The organism is Mesorhizobium sp. M7A.F.Ca.US.005.03.2.1, from assembly GCF_003997795.1.
GTDB lineage: Bacteria > Pseudomonadota > Alphaproteobacteria > Rhizobiales > Rhizobiaceae > Mesorhizobium > Mesorhizobium ciceri.
This window is the reverse complement of sequence record NZ_RZRP01000023.1, coordinates 1-20,223: the sequence shown is the minus strand read 5'-3', so window position 1 is coordinate 20,223 and position 20,223 is coordinate 1. Positions and strand designations below refer to the sequence as shown.

General features: G+C 65.3%; 20 protein-coding genes, 1 tRNA gene and 1 pseudogene. 3 read left to right on the top strand and 19 right to left on the bottom strand.

Annotation, left to right across the window (positions count from 1 at the left end; all coding sequences use genetic code 11):
• The 5 genes from EN991_RS02740 to cysK form a co-directional block, all read right to left on the bottom strand.
• Positions 1-473, bottom strand: a 473-nt coding sequence (locus EN991_RS02740; RefSeq protein ID WP_127368098.1) for a (4Fe-4S)-binding protein, incomplete at its 3' end; no start/stop codon positions are given.
• Positions 474-587: 114 nt separating this feature from the next.
• Positions 588-959 (bottom strand): hypothetical protein, encoded by a 372-nt coding sequence (locus EN991_RS02735; RefSeq protein WP_063169665.1) that lies wholly within the window; start codon positions 957-959, stop codon positions 588-590.
• A 127-nt stretch (positions 960-1,086) separates the two neighbouring features.
• A complete protein-coding gene (locus EN991_RS02730; RefSeq protein WP_024502169.1) occupies positions 1,087-1,443 on the bottom strand; it encodes a hypothetical protein in 357 nt (118 codons plus the stop codon).
• 49 nt (positions 1,444-1,492) lie between these two features.
• Positions 1,493-2,980, bottom strand: coding sequence for an aspartate aminotransferase family protein (locus tag EN991_RS02725; RefSeq protein WP_127368097.1), 1,488 nt, complete (start codon positions 2,978-2,980; stop codon positions 1,493-1,495).
• Positions 2,981-2,993: 13 nt separating this feature from the next.
• Positions 2,994-4,082: a cysteine synthase A gene (gene cysK, locus EN991_RS02720; protein ID WP_127368096.1), complete on the bottom strand. Its 1,089-nt coding sequence runs from the start codon at positions 4,080-4,082 to the stop codon at positions 2,994-2,996.
• Positions 4,083-4,336: 254 nt separating this feature from the next.
• Between cysK and EN991_RS02715 the strand changes: the two genes are divergently transcribed.
• Positions 4,337-6,325: a transcriptional regulator gene (locus EN991_RS02715; protein ID WP_127368095.1), complete on the top strand. Its 1,989-nt coding sequence runs from the start codon at positions 4,337-4,339 to the stop codon at positions 6,323-6,325.
• Positions 6,326-6,454: 129 nt separating this feature from the next.
• The gene (locus EN991_RS02710) at positions 6,455-6,634 is read left to right on the top strand and encodes a hypothetical protein (protein WP_023814179.1); all 180 of its coding nucleotides are present in this window, start codon (positions 6,455-6,457) and stop codon (positions 6,632-6,634) included.
• A 120-nt stretch (positions 6,635-6,754) separates the two neighbouring features.
• Here EN991_RS02710 and EN991_RS02705 read toward each other — a convergent pair whose 3' ends face one another.
• The 12 genes from EN991_RS02705 to EN991_RS02650 form a co-directional block, all read right to left on the bottom strand.
• Positions 6,755-7,318, bottom strand: coding sequence for a cytochrome b (locus EN991_RS02705; protein ID WP_127368094.1), 564 nt, complete (start codon positions 7,316-7,318; stop codon positions 6,755-6,757).
• Positions 7,319-7,514: 196 nt separating this feature from the next.
• Complete coding sequence (locus EN991_RS02700; protein WP_027161196.1) at positions 7,515-7,823, bottom strand: UBP-type zinc finger domain-containing protein; 309 nt, start codon at positions 7,821-7,823, stop codon at positions 7,515-7,517.
• Entirely contained in the window at positions 7,820-9,505 is a 1,686-nt protein-coding gene (locus EN991_RS02695; RefSeq protein WP_127368093.1) for an FAD-dependent oxidoreductase, read from the bottom strand. The genes EN991_RS02700 and EN991_RS02695 overlap by 4 nt, the downstream gene beginning before the upstream one ends.
• Positions 9,506-9,654: 149 nt before the next feature.
• Positions 9,655-9,739: transfer RNA gene (locus EN991_RS02690), tRNA-Leu, on the bottom strand.
• 73 nt (positions 9,740-9,812) lie between these two features.
• The gene (locus tag EN991_RS02685; protein ID WP_127368092.1) at positions 9,813-10,433 is read right to left on the bottom strand and encodes a 2,3-bisphosphoglycerate-dependent phosphoglycerate mutase; all 621 of its coding nucleotides are present in this window, start codon (positions 10,431-10,433) and stop codon (positions 9,813-9,815) included.
• Between the two features lie 33 nt (positions 10,434-10,466).
• Positions 10,467-11,309 carry a 4-hydroxy-tetrahydrodipicolinate reductase gene (dapB, locus tag EN991_RS02680; RefSeq protein WP_127368091.1) on the bottom strand — a complete coding sequence of 281 codons (843 nt, stop codon included), beginning with the start codon at positions 11,307-11,309 and terminating at the stop codon, positions 10,467-10,469.
• Entirely contained in the window at positions 11,306-13,177 is a 1,872-nt protein-coding gene (locus EN991_RS02675; protein WP_127368090.1) for an ABC transporter ATP-binding protein, read from the bottom strand. Before EN991_RS02675 ends, dapB begins: the two co-directional genes overlap by 4 nt.
• A 78-nt stretch (positions 13,178-13,255) precedes the next feature.
• Positions 13,256-14,302, bottom strand: coding sequence for a glucokinase (locus tag EN991_RS02670; protein ID WP_127368089.1), 1,047 nt, complete (start codon positions 14,300-14,302; stop codon positions 13,256-13,258).
• Positions 14,303-14,488: 186 nt separating this feature from the next.
• Positions 14,489-15,577, bottom strand: coding sequence for a penicillin-insensitive murein endopeptidase (gene mepA / locus EN991_RS02665; RefSeq protein WP_127368088.1), 1,089 nt, complete (start codon positions 15,575-15,577; stop codon positions 14,489-14,491).
• A gap of 149 nt (positions 15,578-15,726) precedes the next feature.
• Positions 15,727-16,626 carry an SDR family oxidoreductase gene (locus EN991_RS02660; protein ID WP_013528620.1) on the bottom strand — a complete coding sequence of 300 codons (900 nt, stop codon included), beginning with the start codon at positions 16,624-16,626 and terminating at the stop codon, positions 15,727-15,729.
• Positions 16,623-17,777, bottom strand: coding sequence for a tRNA epoxyqueuosine(34) reductase QueG (gene queG, locus EN991_RS02655; protein ID WP_127368087.1), 1,155 nt, complete (start codon positions 17,775-17,777; stop codon positions 16,623-16,625). Before queG ends, EN991_RS02660 begins: the two co-directional genes overlap by 4 nt.
• Positions 17,758-18,450, bottom strand: a complete 693-nt coding sequence (locus EN991_RS02650) for a glutathione S-transferase family protein (protein ID WP_127368086.1) — start codon at positions 18,448-18,450, stop codon at positions 17,758-17,760. The genes queG and EN991_RS02650 overlap by 20 nt, the downstream gene beginning before the upstream one ends.
• A 160-nt stretch (positions 18,451-18,610) precedes the next feature.
• Between EN991_RS02650 and EN991_RS02645 the strand changes: the two genes are divergently transcribed.
• Complete coding sequence (locus EN991_RS02645; protein ID WP_127368085.1) at positions 18,611-19,417, top strand: undecaprenyl-diphosphate phosphatase; 807 nt, start codon at positions 18,611-18,613, stop codon at positions 19,415-19,417.
• 82 nt (positions 19,418-19,499) lie between these two features.
• Here the strand turns inward: EN991_RS02645 and EN991_RS02640 are convergent, their stop codons facing one another.
• Both EN991_RS02640 and EN991_RS02635 read right to left on the bottom strand, forming a co-directional pair.
• On the bottom strand, positions 19,500-19,877 hold the full coding sequence (locus tag EN991_RS02640; RefSeq protein ID WP_024502180.1) for a YraN family protein: 378 nt from the start codon (positions 19,875-19,877) through the stop codon (positions 19,500-19,502).
• A pseudogene (locus tag EN991_RS02635) lies at positions 19,870-20,223 on the bottom strand (rRNA (cytidine-2'-O-)-methyltransferase); the annotation flags it as partial. The pseudogene EN991_RS02635 and the gene EN991_RS02640, both read right to left, overlap by 8 nt.

Genomic DNA, 20,223 nt, shown 5'->3' with positions numbered 1-20,223 from the left:
TTGGTGGTCGGCGTCACTTTCAGCGGACCATTTCTCGCTTCGAGCGCCGGCGTGTCCTTCAGCTGCGGCTCGCCGGTGGCGGCAAAACCGGATTTGTTGTGGCTGCCGTCGCAGAACGGCTTGTTTTCCGAAGCGCCGCAGCGGCAGAGCGTGGCACGATAAGAAGTCTCGCCGTCGAGAACGATCTCGGCGTGTACCGCCAGCGGGCCGTTTTCCCGCAGCCGCACCGTGTTGACCACCGGTGCTTGCTCCTGCGGCCCGCCATCCTTCCTGACATAGGTGATGGCGCCCGACGGGCAGCTTTCGGCGATGGCGACGATCTTCTCGACGCTGGCCGCCTCGGGATGGATCCATTGACCCGGCGCGTTGGGCACGAAGACGTGCGGATCGCCGAGCACGCAGTTGCGCGAATGGATGCAGCGCTTGCCGGAAAACCCGACGTCGATCTTGTCGCTTTCGACCATGCCGGCCATAGCTGAGCTCCTTTTGCCTGAAGCACGTCGCGTCTGAACAGTTCGAGGCGGCGCGCGCTGGGTATTTGCACAGGCTATGGCTCCAGCCCGAAGACCGTCAAGCTGGCAAACCGGTCAGGGGACCAGTTCGATCTCCTCGGTCTCGCCGCCGCTGCAGGTATAGCAGCAATCCTCGCATTTTTCCTTGTTGCCGGGGCCGACGCCCCAATAGGTGCCCTCGTCACCATCGACCCAGGCGCCGTAACAGATCGATTCCCCGGCGTTGCAGGATATCGGCAGCTGCTTGGTCTCGCCGTCGTCGAGGTAGAAGTCCTTGTCATCGCCCGGCCAGACATAGTCGCGATCCTGGCTGTAGAGTTCGACGCGCATGGCGTTGGGGTGGCCGTTCTTGATGGCAAAGGTGACATCGTCGGCACGCGCCGCCGGCACGAGCAGCATGAGGAGAGACAGCGCGGCCAGCACGCGGCGCGCATAGATATGAAACATGAGTGACCCCCTGAATAAGCGGCCCACCCGGCCGCGTGGCGACCATCGCACGCAGCGCTGAATCGCGGAAGTGGACCGGACGAGCCGATCCCTGACTTAATTTGGGTCCAACGAAAACTTCCGCGCTCTACGGCACCAGATCGATCGTCTCTGTCGAGTGTTCGACGCAGATGAAGCAGCAGGTGTCGCAAGGCTGGTCATTGTCCGGCCCGACGCCGGCCGAGAGGCTGTCATTGCCGTCGGCCCAGGCGCCATAGCAGATATGTTCGCCCTGATTGCAGGAGAACGGCACAGATTTCTGCGACCCTGGGGCGATCAGGAACACCTTGTCGTTGCCCGGCCAGACCGTCTCGCGGTCGCGGCTGAACAGCTCGACCGCGACTGCTTCCTTGCGCAGGTTCTTGACGAAGAAGGCCATGTCGGCGGCCTGCGCCGAGGCGGTGAAGACCAGCGCCGCCAGTGCAACCATACGAAACAGCGTCACGGCCTGGATCTCCCGAATCACCGCGGCAGAATCGCATGCCTGCCCGCTACTAGGAAGGTGCGGAACCCTGCGTCGCGATCTCATGCCCCAGCCGCACCGTTTCACGCACCAGCAGGTCGAGATCCTCGCGCCGTGTGCGATGATTGGTGATCGCCACGCGCAACCAGTGCTCGCCATGCACCGTGGTGTCCGAAAGGGCCGCAATGCCCTGTTCCTGCAGCCGCAGCATGATCTCCGTGTTGAGCACCTTCAGAGCCTCGCCTGTCAGACCGGGCTGATAGCGGAAGCAGACGATGTTGACGGTCGGCGATGCCGCCAGCTGCAGCCGCGGCGCGGCCTCGATCAAGCCGGCAAGATAGACGGCCTGGGCAATGTTCTGGTCGATCAGGCGGCCGAATTTCTCGACACCGTGCTCCTTCAGCGCCATCCACACCTTCAGCGCGCGAAAACCGCGCGACGTCTGCAGGCCGTAGTCGTGCAGCCATTCGCCGGAAGCGAGGCCGCGCGGCGTCGATTCCAGATATTCCGGCGTCACCGCGAAGGTCCCGCGATGCGCGGCGGCATCCCTGACCAGGGCGCAGCCGACTTCGAACGGCGCGTGCAGCCATTTGTGGGGATCGAGCGCGACCGAATCCGCCCGTTCGATGCCGGCGACGCGATGGGCATTCTCAGGCGCAATGGCGATCAGCGCGCCGATGCAGCCGTCGACATGGAACCAGAGGCCTTCCTCATGTGACAGCTTCGCAAGCGCCTGCAAATCGTCGATCGCCCCGGTGTTGACGGTGCCCGCCGTACCGATGACGCAGGCCGGCTTGAACCCTGCCGCGCGGTCGTCTGTGATCGCTGCCCGCAAGGCGGCGATATCGATGCGCAGCCCGGCATCGGTCGGGATGCGGCGCAGTGCCCGGTTGCCGAGGCCAAGTGCCTCCATCGCCTTGCGGTGGCACGAGTGGATCTGCTCCGAGCCGTAGAAGCGCAGCGGCTCTTCGATGGCGGCGACACCATGCTCGCGCACGTCGATGCCGGCCTTGACGTTGCGCGCCACGGTCAGCCCGATGATGTTGGCCATCGAGCCGCCGCTGACCAGCGTGCCGCCGGCAGAAGCGGGAAAGCCCAGCATCTCCTTGCACCAGTTCACCACCTGGCTGTCCATCAGCCCGGCGGCGTGGTTGCCGCCGCCGAGGTTCGAGCCCTGGATTGCCGCAAGGAAATCGCCGAGCGCACCGGTGAAATTGCTCGACCCCATATACCAGGACCAGAAGCGCGGATGGATGTTGCCCATTGGATAGGACATCACCGTGCGGGACACCTCAGAATAGACCGCATCCAGCGGCGCCGGCGAGCGCGGCAGCGGCGCCGAGAAGGCCCCTCTCACATCGGCCGGCATCTCCCGCCAGACCGGGCGGTCGCGCACATCGCGGAGGTAATCGACCGCATCGTCGATGACCCGGTGCGACAGGGCCTGCACATCGGCCCAGTCCAGGGGATCGAGCGTTTCCTCGGCCAAAAGGCCGAGGTTTTCTTGCACGGCGTCCATACCAGATCTCCCGTCAAGCCGCCGGGAACTGGCAGCCGGGCGTCGAGCGCGACAGGGCGGTCTCGTCGGCATCCATCTCGGCCTCGATGCCGTCGAACAGCGGTGTCGACATGTAGCGTTCGCCGGTGTCGGGCAGCATGCACAGGATCACCGCACCGGCCGGCGCCTCCTCCGCGACCTGCCGTGCCACGGCGAAGGTCGCGCCGCCGGAAATGCCGGTGAAGATGCCCTCTTTGCGCGCCAATTCCCTCGCCCATTTGATGCCCTCGGGCCCGGCGATCGGCATCACCTCGTCATAGAGGCTGGTGTCGATCGCCTCCTGCAGCACGTTGGGGATGAAATCCGGCGTCCAGCCCTGGATCGGGTGCGGCTCGAAGGCTGGATGGCTGGCGGCGGGAGCACCATCGACGCCGCGCTGCTGGACCTTGCCGCTGCCGATGAGCTGCGCGTTGGCCGGCTCGGAGAGCACGATGCGGGTTTCCGGCCGCTCGCGGCGCAGCACGCGCGCCACGCCCACCACCGTGCCGCCGGTGCCATAGCCGGTGACGAAGCAATCAAGCCGCGAGCCGGCGAAATCATTGACGATCTCGCGCGCCGTCGTTGCCTCGTGGATGGCGGCGTTGGCGGCCGTCTCGAATTGGCGGGCAAGGAACCAGCCATTGGCCTCGGCCAGTTCCACCGCCTTCTTGTACATGCCGAAACCTTTTTCGGCGCGCGGCGTCAGCACCACCTTGGCGCCCAGCATGCGCATCAGCTTGCGGCGCTCGACCGAAAAACTGTCGGCCATCGTGACGACCAGCGGATAGCCCTTTTGCGCGCAGACCATGGCGAGGCCAATGCCGGTGTTGCCGCTGGTCGCCTCGACCACCGTCTGGCCCGGCTTCAGCGCCCCGCTGCGCTCGCCCTCCTCGATGATGTTGAGCGCCAGCCGGTCCTTCACCGAGGCGCCGGGATTGAAATACTCGGCCTTGACGTAGATCGTCGCGTGGGACGGTCCGAGATTGTTGATGCGAACCACCGGCGTGTCGCCGACGGTGTCGAGAATGCTGTCGAACAGGCGGCCGCGCCCGGCCGTGGTTCTGATCTTCTGCTGCTGCAACATCTTGGTCTCCTTGATTGTCATCGCGTTTTGTCTTCACGGGCCGGTTACAAACCGGCGGGTTGGGCGGCGAGGTTTGGTGACCTTGCCGCGCTAGGACTGACATGCCGCACAGCGGCAATGGCCGTATCCGGCGCTGAGATCCGCTGCCGGATGCGCCGTGTCGTGTTTGGTGATACAGGAGAGGCCGACAGGCCAGCGTGGGAGCAGGCGTGGAAACGCACGTGGAATCCACTCGATCGAGGCCGGACGGCGACATGCCGGTCCTTTCCGTGCGCCTGCTCGGACCGCTGATGATCTCCCGCGACGGCGCTCCGGTTGCCCTGCCTGCGTCACGCAAGCTGCGCGCGCTGCTCGCCTATCTGGCGCTGGCGCCGCATCCGGTCAGCCGCAGTCGCCTGTGCGAGTTGTTGTGGGATGTGCCGAACGACCCAAGGGGCGAACTGCGCTGGTGCCTGAGCAAGCTGCGCGGCGCGCTTGACATGCCGGCCCGGCGCCGGGTCTCCACCCAAGGCGATACGGTCGCACTCGATCTCGACGATTGCCTGATCGATGTGCTGGAGGTCAGCCGCGCCGCCGCGCAAGGGATCGGCACGCTTGACGTCGAGCGCTTGCGCGTGCTGGCCGGACTGTTTGCCGGCGATTTCCTCGACGGGCTGGAGCTCGAGCGCAGCCCGCATTTCAACAGCTGGCTGATCGCGCAGCGCCGCCGCTTCAGCGCTTGCCATGCCGCCGTGCTGGAACGCCTTGTCGCGAGCCTGCCGGCTTATAGTGACGAGGCGATCGCCCATCTCGACACATGGGTGGAACTGGCGCCGTTCGACACGTGCGGACATCTGGCGTTGCTGTCCAATCTGGCCGGGCGCGGCGAGGTCGGCGCGGCCGAAGAGCATCTGGCCGCGGCGGAACGATTGTTTCGGTCGGAGGAGCTCGATTTCGCACCGCTTCGCGCGGCCTGGCGGGCGATCCGCGACCGACAGTCGGGCACCTCGCTTCGAACGGCCTGCCTGTCCACGCTATCGCCACTGGTGGCCACCATGCCCACCGCACCCGGCCCGGTCGAGCCCAGCCACGCTTCGCTGGCGGTGATGCCGTTTGTCGAGGAGAGCGGCGGCACGCGCGGCGGATTGGCCGACGGTTTCACCCACGACATCATCACCCGCCTGGCCAAGCTCAGGGATTTCTTCGTCATCGCGCGCGGATCGGTGTTTGCGCTGGCAGAGCAGAACATCGCGCCCGAGGATGCCGGCCGCCGGCTGAATGTCGACTATGTCGCCACCGGCACGGTGCGCAGCCCGTCCGGCCGCCTTATCGTCAGCGTCGAGCTGATCGAGGTGCGCAGCGCCAGGATCGTCTGGGCCGAGACCTTCGAGCGCAGGCCCGATGACATCTTTTCCGTGCTCGACGACATCGGCAACAGCATCGTCTCCTCGATCTCGGCCGAGATCGAAACGGTCGAGCGCAACCGCGCCATGCTGAAGGCGCCCAGCTCGCTCAACGCCTGGGAGGCCTACCATCGCGGCCTCTGGCACATGTACCGCTTCACCCAGGCCGAAAACGAGCAGGCGCGGCATTTCTTTGCCCAGGCCTTGCAGCTCGACCCGACCTTCGCCCGTGCCTATGCCGGCCTGTCCTTCACCCACTGGCAGAACGCCTTCCAGCGCTGGGGCGATCGCGACCGCGAAAGCGCGCTGGCCTTCGAGAGCGCCGGCCACAGCCTGCTGGTCGACGACCACAATCCGGCCGCCCATTGGGCGATGGGCCGGGCGCTGTGGCTGCGCGGCGAGCAGGACGGCTCGCTGCTCGAACTCGAGCGGGCGGTCGATCTCAGCCCCAACTTCGCGCTCGGCCACTACGCTTTGTCCTTCGTGCATTCGCAGTCGGGCGACCCGCGAGCGGCGATAGGCTCTTCCGATCATTCGCGCCATCTCAGCCCGTTCGACCCGCTGCTGTTCGGCATGCTGGGCGCACGCGCCATGGCGCATGTCCGGCTCGGCCAGTTCGAGGAGGCGGCCGAATGGGCGCTGAAGGCGGCGGCGCGGCCCAACGCCCACGCCATCATACTGGCGATCGCCGCGCACTGCCTGGCGCTGGCCGGACGGCTCGACGAGGCGCGCGGCTTCGCCGCCGCCATCCGCAAGACAAGGCCGGACTATTGCGCCGACGATTTCATCGGCACCTTCCGCTTCGAACCGGATGCCGTAGCGCTGTTCCGGCAGGGCGCCAGCCGCATCGGGCTCAACTGAAGCCTGGATCGCCATCTTGGGGATCGCGTGGGAATTTCGCCTCAAATCCGCCGGGTTAACGAAGTCGGAAGGAGTTGTTTAACCGTTAGCTTCTATGTCACGGCCCGGGGGGCCGACAAAGTGAGTATGATGAGCAACAGCCCCGACAAGCGCAATGAATGGCGCGCCATATTTTACGTGCAGGCTCGCGTTGCCATCCTGTTTGTCCCGGTGGTTGCCAGCCTGCTGATCATAGCGGCGCTTGCCGGAAACGAACGCAAGTCGGTTCCCAGCATGATCGACCCAACCGTCACCGGCTCCGTGCGGTAGGCGCTATCGGTCGGCGTTAGCCCTCTCGGGGAGAGCGCCTTCTGAAGAAAAAGAAGGTCGAAAGAAAGGCCCTCCCGATCAACGAGGGAAGGCGCCATGCGCTTTTCCTGGGAAACCACTTCACGCTTTCCCGGACTTGCTCCAGGAGAGCGTGCTTTCCGGCAGCATTCGCTTGAGCACGTCGTCCTTGCGGATGAAATGATGCCATAGCGCCGCGGCCGCGTGCACTCCGGCGAGGATGAGGATCGAATTGGCGCACAGGCTGTGCAGTTCCCTGATGAACCGGGCCGTGTCGCGGTCGGGCGATACCGGGGCCGGGATGGTGAAGAGGCCGAAGAAGCTCAAGGCGTCGCCCCTGTACCAAGTCAGCAGGATGCCGAGAGCCGGAATGGTCACCAGCAGCGCATAGAGCAGCAGATGCGCGATCTTGGCCGCCCATCGTTCAAGCTCCGACATTTCCGTCTGCAGCCCTGGCGTTCCCAGTATCAGGCGCAGGCCGACGCGGATGACGACCAGCGCAACCAACAGCAGCCCGAACGAAATATGGAACCACCAGACGAGCGCGCGGCCGGGATCGCCGCGCGGAAAAAGTTCTTCCACATAGGTCAAGCCATAAAGGCCGATGACCAGCAGAAACACCGCCCAGTGAATGGCTTTTTGTGCGCTTGTATAGGTGGGGTGCATGCGAGCCTTCCAGTTTTGAATATTTCTAAACTAGCCGCGATCATGTCAAAGCTTTGTCGGGCTCGGATGATCGTGAGCTGGCAGGACACTGGAACGGGTAAGCTGTCAGTTTGCGGACAGTCGGGCATCGAGCGCGTAATGCTGGACAAAGAAAAGCCCGGGCGAACCGGGCTCTTCTTCGGCGTCTCCAGGGCGCTCAAACAAAGCGCGGGATCGGACCGTTCTGCGGGGTCACATCGTCGCCGAGGTCGACAAACACCTCGTCGACATAGCACCATGCCCAGCCTTCGGGTGGATCGTAGCCCTCGATGATCGGATGCTTGGTGGCGTGGAAATGCTTGGTGGCGTGGCGGTTGGGCGAGTCGTCGCAGCAGCCGACATGGCCGCAGGTACGGCACAGCCGCAGATGCACCCATTGCGACCCGCTCTTCAGGCATTCCTCGCAGCCGAGCGCGCTCGGCGTGACCTTCCTGATGTCGCGCGTATGTCTGCATTCATCCATCATGGTCTCCCGGCCATTTGAAATGTGTCGGCGTTGCCGCGCGCGAGGTAGGCATGCAGAGCCGCGACCACCTGGGCGCCTTCGCCGACAGCCGCGGCGACCCGTTTGACCGAGCCCGCACGGACATCGCCGATGGCGAATACGCCGCTGCGGCTCGTCTCCATCTGCGCCGATCCTATGTCCGATCCGGTGCGCACGAAACCCCTGGCGTCCAGCGCGACATCGCAGTTGGCCAGCCAATCGGTGTTCGGATCGGCGCCGATGAAGAGGAAGAGATGGCGGATCGGGCGCGTTGTTCCCGCGCCGCTGGCGCGGTTGCGCCAGCGCACCGTGGCAAGATTGCCGTCTTCGCCCTCCAGTGCCTCGATTTCGGTCCCGGTCAGCACCTCGATGTTCGGCTGCGCCCGGATGCGCTCTACCAGATAACGCGACATGCTGGCCTCGAGGCTGCCGCCGCGCGCCAGCAGCGCCACCTTCCGCGCATGACTGGCCAAGTAGACAGCCGCTTGCCCGGCCGAATTGCCGGCGCCGACCAGCGCCACTTCCTGGCCCGCGCAAAGCCGGCCTTCGATGGGCGACGCCCAATAGTGCACGGACGTCCCCTCGAACCGCGCAAGATCGGCGATGTCGAGGCGGCGATAGCGCGCGCCGCTGGCAATCACCACGCTGCGCGTGCGCACGGTCTCGCCGTCACCGACATCGAGCAGATAGCGGGCGCCTGACGTGTCGGTGGCCGCGCTCAAAAGCTTCGCCTCGTCCGGGATGACCATTTCAACGCCGAATTTCTGCGCCTGGTTGTAGGCGCGCGCCATCAGCGCCATGCCGGTGATGCCGGTCGGGAAACCGAGATAGTTCTCGATGCGCGAGGAGGCGCCGGCCTGTCCGCCGAAGGCACGGCAATCGAGCACGATCGTCGACAGCCCTTCGGATGCCGCATAGACCGCCGCCGCCAGCCCTGCCGGGCCGGCGCCGACGATGGCCACGTCATACACCGTATCGGCATCGATCGGGCGCAACAGGCCGACGCAGCGGGCGAGGTCCTTTTCGCCGGGGTTCATCAGCAGCCTGCCGTTTGGACAGAGCACGATCGGCAGGTGGTGCGGATCGACCTCAAAGCGTTCGACCAGCGTTTTGGCGCAGGGATCGCTGTCGGAATCGAGCACGCGGTGCGGCTGGCCGCTGCGCGCCAGAAAACCCTGCAGCCGCAACACGTCGGCATTGTCCTGGGGTCCGATGATGATCGGCCCGCTGGTGGCGCTCTCCAAAAGCCCGACGCGGCGCAGGATCAGCGCCCGCATGATGCGCTCGCCGAGATTGGCCTCCTGCACCATCAGGTCGCGCAGCCGCTGCGAGGCGATGACGAACGCCTCCACCGGCTCGGCGGCCTGCGCATTCACCAGCGGGGGACGGGCCGAAAGCTGCGCCAGCTCACCGACAAAGCTGCCCGGGCCGTGCGTGACGATCGTCTCGCGCCGGCCGAGCCCGCCGTCCTGGGTGATGTCCACGCTACCCGACAGCACGACGATCAGGCCGGGCGCCACATCGCCGGCTTCGATGATGTGCTCGCCGGCTGCATAGGCGCTGGCCTCGCCGAACCGGCGCATGCGGTCGATGTCCACCTCGGCCAGCGTGGGGAACGCCTGGTCGCGGCGGGCACCGAAGATCGGGTTGGTGGATTGAGCCATGGTTTTGAGCGTAGCGAAGCGGCCGCGGAGTTTGAAGCGGTTTGTGAGGGGACTGGCCGGAAGGGGAGGTTGGCTGAAAAGAAAAAGCCCGGGCGAACCGGGCTTTTTCTCTAAGTTTCTGAACCGTCGAGTGGTTCGAAACGGGAATTTGGTGCCCAGAAGAGGACTCGAACCTCCACTCCTTGCGGAACACGGACCTGAACCGTGCGCGTCTACCAATTCCGCCATCTGGGCTGGTGCGGGCTCATGTAAGCGGGCAAGCGATGTGTGTCAACGCGCTTTTTTCGCAGGTACTCCGTTCGCCGGTTCAGTCGTCCAGCACTTCCTTGGAAGCGACGGTGGAATCGGCGTTGAGCTGGTAGATGACCGGCACGCCGGTGCCGAGTTCCAGCTTGACGATCTCCTCACCCGACTTGCCGTCGAGCACCATGATCAGCGCGCGCAGGGAGTTGCCGTGCGCGGCGACCAGCACGGTGCCGCCGCGCAGCACATGCGGCTGCAAATCGTGCAGGTAATAGGGCCAGACGCGGGCGCCGGTGTCCTTCAGGCTTTCGCCGGCAGGCGGCGGCACGTCGTAGGAGCGGCGCCAGACATGCACCTGCTCCTCGCCCCATTTCTTGCGGGCGTCGTCCTTGTTGAGGCCGGAGAGGTCGCCATAGTCGCGCTCGTTGAGCGCCTGGTCGCGGATGGTCTTCAGGTCGCCCTGGCCGACCGCGTCGAGGATGTGCTGGCAGGTCTTTTGCGCCCGGATCAGCGCCGAGGTGAAGGCGATGTCGAATTTCAGGCCACGCGCCTTGAGCTTTTGCCCGGCGGCCTTGGCCTCGGCGTGGCCCTGTTCGGTCAGGTCGACGTCGCGCCAGCCGGTGAACAGGTTCTTCAAATTCCATTCGCTCTGGCCGTGGCGCACGAGCACGAGGGTTCGCGACATGTTTGCTCCTTCAGGTTTATGGATCAGGCCGGCTCAGCTGAGGCCGAGCACGTCCCGCATCGAATACAGTCCCGGCTTCTTGCCGCGCGCCCAAAGCGCCGCCTTGACGGCGCCGCGGGCGAAGATGGCGCGGTCCTCGGCGTGGTGCGACAGGGTGATGCGCTCGCCGGTTCCGGCCAGCATCACGCTGTGGTCGCCGACGACAGAGCCGCCGCGCAACGTGGCAAAGCCGATCGAGCCCGTCTTGCGCACCCCGGTGTGGCCGTCGCGGACGCGCACGTCGTTGCCTGAGAGATCGATACCACGCCCGGCGGCGGCGGCTTCACCCAGCAGCAGCGCCGTGCCCGAAGGCGCGTCGACCTTGTGCTTGTGGTGCATTTCGAGGATCTCGATGTCGAAATCGTCGGCATCGAGCGCGCGCGCCGCCTGCTCGACCAGCACCGCCAGCAGATTGACGCCGAGGCTCATATTGCCCGACTTGACGATCGTCGCATGGCGCGCCGCCGCAGCGATCCTGGCATTGTCATCGGCCGAACAGCCGGTAGTGCCGATGACATGGACGATGCGCGCCTGCGCCGCGTAGCCGGCGAATTCGACCGTCGAAGTAGGCGTGGTGAAATCGAGCACACCGTCGGCCTTGGCGAACACCGGCAGCGGATCGTCGCTGATCGGCACGTTGATGATGCCGATGCCGGCCAGCTCGCCGGCATCCTTGCCCAGATGCGGCGAATCCGTCCGCTCGACCGCGCCGATGACCCGCGCGCCTGATATAGAGTGGATGGCGCGGATCAGCGTCTGGCCCATGCGGCCGGCGGCGCCCACCACCACCAGGCCCATATCATTTGCCGGTCCGTCGGTTGCGGGCGTGGCGCTCATGTCGTGCTCCCGGCGATGCTCTGCGTGTCGATGCCTTGTGACAGGCGTTGCGCCGAAGTCCGGATCGGCGCGCTGTCGTCGACAAGCCCCAGACCCTTGACGCCCTGGATGCGGTGGAAGCGGGCATAGACGCTGTGCGGATCGGCCATCAGCGAGGCGTGCGTGCCTTCCTCGACCAGCCGGCCCTGTTCCATGACGATGATGTGGTCGGCATTGACCACCGTCGACAGCCGGTGCGCGATGACGATGGTGGTGCGGCCTTCCATGACCTTTGTCAGCGCCTGCTGGACGCGAGCCTCGGCCTCGTTGTCGAGCGCCGATGTCGCTTCGTCGAGCAAAAGGATCGGTGCCTGCCGCACGATGGCCCGCGCGATCGAGACGCGCTGGCGCTGGCCGCCGGACAGCGTCACGCCGTTCTCGCCGACTGGCGTGTCGTAGCCCTGCGGCTGCTGGCGGATGAAGTCGTCGGCCGCGGCTTGGCCCGCGGCCTGTTCGATCTCGGCATCGGTGGCGCTCAGCCGGCCGTAGCGGATGTTGTCGCGGATGGGGCCTTCGAACAGATAGGGCTGCTGCGAGACATAGGCGATGGAACCGCGCAGCGACTGTTTGGTGACCTTCGAGATGTCCTGGCCGTCGATCTCGATCGACCCCGCCTCGACATCGTAGAAGCGCTGCAGCAGCGCCACCAATGTCGTCTTGCCGGCGCCCGAAGCGCCGACGATTGCCGTCACCTTGCCGGCCGCGGCGACGAAACTCAGATCCTGCAGCACCGGAGCCTCCTCGACATAGCGGAAGGAGACGTTGTTGAAACGCACTTCGCCGGAGGTGAATTTCGCCTCGGCGGCGCCTTGGGCGTCGCTCTGCTGCGGCTCGATGTCGAGAAGCTCGTAGATCATGCGCGCATTCACCAGCGCGCGTTCCATGCCGACCTGCATGCGCGCCAGACGGCGGGCCGGATCATAGGCGAGCGTCAGCGCGGTGATGAAGGAAAACACCGCGCCCGGCGGCTGGCCGAGAACGGTGGCCCGGTAGCCGGAATAGGCGATGACGCTGGCGAAGGCGATGCCGGCCAGCAGTTCGGAAACCGGCGTCAGCCGCTCGGAGACGCGAGCGATCTTGTTCGACCGCTGCTCGGCATCCTCGGCGAGCTGGCTGATCCGGCGCGACAGCTCGTCCTCCATGGTGAAGGCCTTGACGATGGCGATGCCTTGCGTGGCTTCCTGCATGGCGCCGATCAGCCGAGAGTTGATCTGCACCGATTCGCGCGTGATGCGGCGCACCCGGCGCATCAGATAGGTGACGGTCCAGATCAGCGGCGGCCCGATCAGCAGCGAACTCAAGGAGAGTATCGGATCCTGGTAGATCATCACGCCGACCAGGCCGACCAGCGAGACGGCATCACGCGCGGTCGAGGTCACCGTCATCGACAACAGGTCGCGAATGCCGTTGACGTTCTCGTTGACCTGCGCGGCCAGCCGCCCGGACCTTGTGTCGTTGAAGAAGGAGACGCCAAGCTTCATCAGATGGTTGAAGATGCGCTGCTGATAGCGCGCCACCAGATTGTTGCCGATCCTGGCCATCGTCACCGCCTGGCCGTAGCCGGCAAGGCCGCGCAGGATGAAGGCACCGAGCAGTGCGGCGCAGATCCATGGGATCAGGTCGCCGCGTCGTTCGTAGAAGATCTGGTTGACGACCGGGCTCATGATCCAGGCGGCAAGCGCCGTCGTCGCCGACACGGTCAGCAGGCAGAGGATGGTGAAAACATACGCGCCCCGATAGTCGCGGCCATTTTCCTGGAGGATACGGCGGATGACCGCCACGATCTCTCCCGCACGGGGTTTCGACAAATTGGGGGGCTGAAATGTCAAATTGGAGCGCTTCGTAGATTTCCGCTTCCCGCGGCCGGGCAATTTGGCACCCCTCTTAACGCCAAGCAGCCAGCTTGCCTATGCCTCGGGGTGACTAACTTCGTCGCGCCAGCGCCGGCCCGAAGTCTGGACACCGAACAGCGAGGGGTTCCTGGCATAGGCGGCAAGGCCCAGAAGTGCGGCCAGCGGATGGGCAATGACATACACCGGCATGGTGCGCATCATCGCGCTGTGCGGCGCCTTGTCCTCGAAAGCGGCACGGAAATTGCCGGCTTTCAGCGCCGGCACGATCTTCTGCGCGATGCCACCGGTGAGAAACACGCCGCCGCGGCTCATGAACACCAGAGCAAGGTCGCCTGCCGTGCGCCCAAGGCAGGTGACGAAGGTCTCCAGCGCTTCCTCGGCAACCGGATCGGTTTTCGCAAGTGCCGCGGCAGTGATCTCGGCCGGCGTGGTGAAGGGCGACGGCTTGCCGTCCGCCTTGGCAACCGCCCGATAGACATTGACCAGACCGCGTCCGCACAGGATCTGCTCGCCCGAAATGCGGCCCTCCAGCTTCTCGATATGCGGAAAAACCTCGAAATCGCGGGCCGAGCGCGGACCGATATCCATATGACCGCCCTCGCCGGGCACCGGTATCCAGTGGTGCAGCGCATGGACCAGCCCGGCGACGCCGAGCCCGGTTCCGGGGCCGAGCACGACGCGGCCGGCATTGGGCTCCGGCGTGCCGCCGCCGATCTTTTCCATGTGCTCCTCGCCGAGCGCGACGACGGCCAGCGCCTGCGCCTCGAAATCGTTGAGCACGACGATGTCGCTCAGGCCGAGGCTGGCGAACATTTTTCTCGGCTTGACGATCCAGGGGCAGTTGGTCAGTTCGATCTCGTCGCCGTCGACCGGACCGGCCACCGCCAGCACCGCCGAATTGGGACGCACCGACGAGCGATCGAGCACGGCCGCCTGGATCGCCTCGTCGATGGTGTTGTAGTTCGCCGTCTGGACGATGGTCGGCTCGCCTGCCTCGGAATTGGCGTCGAGCACGATCGAAAAGCGCGCATTGGTGCCGCCGATGTCGCCGATAAGGATCGGAAACCGCAACAAAGTATCGTCGTCGCCTGTGCCTGGCATGCTCTCGTCCGTCTCCGGCGCCACCGACGGCATCTAGCCGTTCTTCCGTTGACTAGCGCATGGGTTTGAAAAGGGAAACGGTTTTCGAGCCCGGCGGCGCGCTGAGGCCGGCTGTGCGGCCAAACCGACACGGTTTCGCAAAAATAAGGTCCTGAACCGGTTGAGCCCGTCTATGAGCCGTGACCGTCAGTTTCCTGGCGGCCGCGGTCGCGGCAGCGGCACGCCGATCTCGGGCGTCGCCGTGAAGGCGTTCACCGTGCTTGGCAAGCCGGCGGCGGCCGGCGTGGCGGACAATGACGGCGCTTCGGGTTCGGGTGCGGCAGCCGCGACCGGCACGCCGCCGCCGTGATAGGTCGCCGCCTCGGCGGAAACCGGCCCCGGCGCGTCGAGCACGGCGCGGCATTCGCTCGGCAGGTTCGCCATCGTCATCAGGTCGCGTGCCTTGGGGGCATCCGGGTTCTTGTTGGGCCGCCACGGCTCCTGCGTGAACCACCAGGCCAATGGCTTGCCGCAACCGTCATCGTCCGGCGTCGCTTCCTGCGCCTTGCAGCCGGGGGATCCCGGCTGACAGCCGATGCGCATGTGAAAATGATAGTCGTGGCCCCAAAACGGCCGGATCTTGCGCAGCCAGCCGCGGTCGCCCCTGACGGTGTCGCAGAGTTTCTTCTTGATGCCCGGATTGACCAGGATGCGCTCGACCTGGCTGTAGCTCGCCGCCCGCTTCAGAAGCCTTGTGTGCGCCGGCGTCCACAGCGCGTCCTTCACCAGATGGGTCTTCTCATCGACCATCAAGGTGGCGCTCATCGATTCGCGCTGCGCCATCGACAGCGGGCGGCTGGGCATCGGCGTCAGCCAGATGTCGGCGTCGAGCCCGATCTGGTGCGAGGCATGCCCGGTCAGCATCGGGCCGCCGCGCGGCTGCGAAATGTCGCCGATCAGCAGGCCCGGCCAACCATCGGCTGCCGCGTCGCGCGACAATTTCTCGATCACCGCGATCATAGCCGGATGGCCCCAGCGACGGTTGCGGGACGGCCGCATCACCTCCCAGGTCGGACCGTCCATGGGAATGGCGACGCCGCCGGCAAAACAGCCCTTGGAATAGAAGCCGATCGATTGCGCCGCGCTCGCGGCTGGCAGTTTCTTGGCGCCGAACAGGTCTTTTGCCCGTTCCTCGGCCGCGGCCGGCCGTACGGCTAGACCGGCAAGGACGAACAGGCCGAGAGCGGCCGCCAGCCTGAATTTTTTGCCGAGAGATGGCTGTATCGGTGTTTTCATGAAACCGGATCCCCACCAGGCCGAATCATAGCATGCAACGCGGAACGCTTCGATCGACAGAGCGGTTCACCGAAACGGTGAACCGCTCTGTCTCTGTTTTGACGCAATCCCGGACGGAGAACCGTGTCACACTTTTCCTGGAATTGCTTTTAGCGCTTCATCGGGCTGCGCGCCTCGCCGTCGCGCCAGTCGTCGCTCGCCCACATATGGTCGAAGGCGGCGCGGTAGTCCGGAAAGCGCAGGGAATAGCCCGCCGCCTTGATCGCCGCGTTGCCGACGCGCTTGTTCTCGCCATAGAAGGACCGCGCCATGGGCGAAAGTTGGGCGGCGTCGAAAGGAATCTCGGGCGGCGGTTCGATGCCCATCAATGATGCGGCATAGGCGACGACGTCCTGCGGCGCCGCCGGCAGATCGTCGGTGACGTTGAAGATGCCGCCTTTATTGCCTTGGATGAGCTGCCACAGGGAGCCTGCTATGTCGTCGCAATGAATGCGATTGAACACTTGGTCGGGCTTGACCAGCCGCCTTGCGCTGCCGTTTTCCAGATTGACCAGGGCATTGCGGCCCGGCCCGTAAATGCCGGAGAGTCGCAGGATCGCCACCGGCCGGCGAATCTCGCGGCCCAGCTCCAGCCAGTCCTGCTCTGCCGCCACCCGCATCATCGAACGCTTCGACACCGGCCGGCATTCAGCCGTTTCATCGACCCATGCGCCGTCATAATTGCCGTAAACCCCGACCGTAGAGAGATAGCCGATCCATTCCAGCAAAGGCATTTGAGCGATTGCCTCTCGCGCCGCACCCAGCACGGGATCGCCGGCCTCCTCCGGGGCGACCGAAATCAGCAGATGCGTTGTTTTCCGCAATGCATCGCCAATCTCATCCGTCAGCGCACCGTCGAACAACAGCGGGGCGATGCCGGCCTGCCGTAGCGTCTCGAATTTTTCCGGCGAGCGTGTCGTGCCGAAGATCGTCGCGGCGCCTTTGTTAGCCCGAGCAAAAGCCCTGCCCGAATAGCCGGCGCCGAAGATGAATATCTGCTTTTCGCTCATGCATTCGCCCTGGTTGGCCGCGCCAGACGCCATTCGTCGCGCACGGCTTCGTCGCTCTCGGTTTTCAGGCCGATGGCTGCCCTTTCTGAATATTCGGCGTTGGGCACCAGCCGCGCCAGCGCCCAAATTGCCGCGCCCCGCACCAGCGGGGACGGATCGCCGAGCAGCGCAAGCACCGCGCCGGACAGCGACGCTTCGCCGGAATTGCCGGCGGCGATCAGCACGTTGCGGATGAACCGATCGCGGCCGATGCGTTTTATCGGCGAACCGGAGAAGAAAGCGCGGAAGGCCGCGTCATCGAGACCCAAAAGGTCGGCGAGCGGTGGTTCGCGCAGATCATCGCGCGCGGCGAGTTTTGCTTCCGAAGCCGCCCGGGCGAATTTGTTCCACGGGCAGGCGGCTAAACAGTCATCGCAGCCATAGATGCGGTTGCCGATCTTTTCGCGGAATTCGTGCGGGATCGGCCCCTTGTTCTCGATGGTGAGATAGGAAATGCAGCGCCGCGCATCGAGCCGGTAGGGCGCCGGAAAAGCATCGGTCGGGCACGCGTCGAGGCAGGCGCGGCAGGAGCCGCAATGGTCGATTTCGGCGCGGTCGGGCACGAGTTCGGCGGTGGTGAAGATGGTGCCGAGGAACAGCCAGGAGCCGTGCTCGCGGCTGACCAGATTGGTGTGTTTGCCTTGCCAGCCAAGCCCGGCGGCTTCGGCCAGCGGCTTTTCCATGACAGGTGCGGTGTCGACGAACACCTTCACGTCACCGCCGGCGCGGGCAACGAGCTTGCCGGCGATCTCCTTCAGCCGGCCTTTCATCACATCGTGATAGTCGCGGTTTTGCGCATAGACCGAGATCGCGCCGCGGTCGCGCTTGGCCAGCACTTCGCGAAGATCATGGTCGGGGCCGTAGTTCATCGCCAGCACGACGATCGAGCGTACCTGCGGCCAGAGGGCCGTTGGTTCACTGCGGCGTTGCAACGTCTCGGCGATCCAGTCCATCGAGCCGTGAAAGCCGTCGGCGACGAATTCGGCCAGGCGCGCCGGCGCCAGCGGGATCGCATCGGGGGAGGTGACGGCGACGGCATCGAAGCCGGCGCGCTGCGCCTCCGCGTCGATCAGCGCGCGCAGTTTTGCCGCGTCAGAAGTCGAGGTCCGCATAATGCGACACCGGTGACAGGCCGCGCACCCGGTCGGTCAAAAGCGGCCGGAAGGAAGGCCGCGACTTGACCCGCGTGTACCATTCGCGTGCAGCGCTGTGCTCGCGCCAGTCGATCTCGCCGAGATAATCGAGCACCGAAAGCGTCGCCGCGGCCGCGAGATCGGCATAGGTGACCCTCGAGCCGGCCAGCCAATGGCGGGTGCCGGCCAGCCAGTTGGTGTATTTCATGTGCTGGCGGATGTTGGCGCGCGCCGCACGGATCGCGCCAGAGTCGGGCGAGCCGCCGCCCGCCGTTTCCGGCATGACCGGCTTCAGCACGCGCTCACGCACCAGATGGCGGGTGACTTCGCTTTCAGCCTTGTTGAGATACCAGTCGATGAGCCGGCGGATTTCGGCGCGCTGCATCGGGTCCTCGGCGAACAGCCGCTTGTCGCGCTTCAGCACGCCGCGCGTTTCATCGAGATATTCCGATATGACCGTCGCGCCGATGATCGGCACGTCGCCTTCGGCCAGCAGGATCGGCAGCGTGCCGGCCGGGTTCAGCGCCAGGAACTCCTTGCGCCGGGTCCACGGCTTTTCCTCGATCAGGGCCAGCTCCTCGCCATACTCTCCGAAAGCGAGGCGGACGAAGCGACAGGTGGCGAACATGGGGTGGTGGAAAAGCGTCAGCATGGTTCCGCGATGATAAAGCGCACTGGCGAATCGCAGGGCGCACCGGTAAGTCTTGGCCGCCCGGTTAGCGGGCCGTCAGGGTGTTGCGACCTATAGGGGGACTTCAACGCCATGACAAGCAAGCCCTTCTGTCAGCCGTCACGCCAATGCCGAGGTAGCCATGGAAAGCCAGACCATCGTCGAAGCCCTGCTGCTCGGCCTGCTGGAGGGGCTGACCGAGTTCATCCCGGTGTCCTCGACCGGCCATATCCTGCTCGCTGGCCATTTCCTCGGCTTCCACTCGACCGGCAAGGCCTTCGAGATCCTGATCCAGCTCGGCGCCATCCTGGCGATCCTCAGCGTTTATTTCCGCCGCCTCTGGAAAATGCTGCTCGAACTGCCGCACGACCGACTGACCAGGCATTTCGTCATCGGCATCCTCATCGCCTTCCTGCCGGCGGCATTCATCGGCGCGCTGGCGCATGATTTCATAAAGACGGTGCTGTTCGAATCGCCGAGGCTGATCTGCATCATGCTAATTATCGGCGGCGTCGTGCTGCTGGTGGTCGACCGCATGAACCTCAAGCCGGTTTATCGCGATGTCGAGCGCTTCCCGAACCGGCTTTACCTGCAGATCGGGCTATTCCAGTGCCTGTCGCTCATTCCCGGCACATCGCGTTCGGGCTCGACCATCGTCGGCGCCCTGCTTTTGGGCGTCGATAAGCGCGCGGCCGCTGAATTTTCCTTCTTCCTTGCAATCCCGACCATGGTCGGCGCCTTCGCCTTCGACCTGTTCAAGAACCGCAACGTGCTGAGCAGCGCCGACCTGCCGATCATCGCCGTCGGCTTCGTCGCCGCCTTCGTCACGGCGCTCATCGTCGTGCGCTTCCTGCTCGATTACGTCTCGCGCAAGGGTTACTCGCTGTTCGGCTGGTGGCGGCTGGTGGTGGGCGGTGTCGGGTTGGTGGCGTTGATGATCTGGGGGTGAGGAGTGTTCCGCGTAGCGGCCCTCACGCTTCGTCATCCACGGGCTCCGCCCGTGGATGACGAATGAAGGAGGGCTGCCCCCTCTAACTCTTCCCATAAAACGCGTTCTCGACATGCACCGGCCAGCGCCAGGGCAGCACCGCGACCATGTCGAAGCGCATCGACAGTCTGCCGTAGTCCGCTTGGCGCGACAGCCAGATGTCGGCCGCGCCTTCTATTCGACGTTCCGATTCGTGACCGATCGCCTCCATGGCTTCCATCAGCGACCGGCGCGCCTTGACTTCGACGAACAGCACCAGATCGCCGCGCCGCGCGATCAGGTCGATCTCGCCGAAGCGCGTGCGATGGCGGCGGGCGAGAATGCGATAGCCTTTCAGCATCAGCGCTACCGACGCCAGCCATTCGCCGCGATGGCCGCGCCGATAGGCTTTCTGGCGGCTGGCGCTCGGGCGTTCAGCCACCGCCGCTTTCTCCCGAAGCATCCTTGAGCTCCAGCAATCGCCGATAGAGCGCCTGTTTCTGGCCGCCGGTCATCTTCGCGGCTTCCGCCGCCGCCTTGGAGGCCGGCATTTCGGCGGCAAGCGACAGAAGCAGACGGTCGATGTCGGCGGGTTCGTCGACCCTGGCCTCGGCCGGAGCGACGCAGACGACGATCTCGCCCTTCGGCGTATCGGCCGCGGCATAGTGGTCGGCCAGCGCCTGCAGCGTGCCGGTTCGCATCTCCTCGAAGGTCTTGGTCAATTCCCTGCCGATCGCGGCCTTGCGCTCGCCGCCCAGCGCTTCGACCATGGCACCGAGGGATTCGGC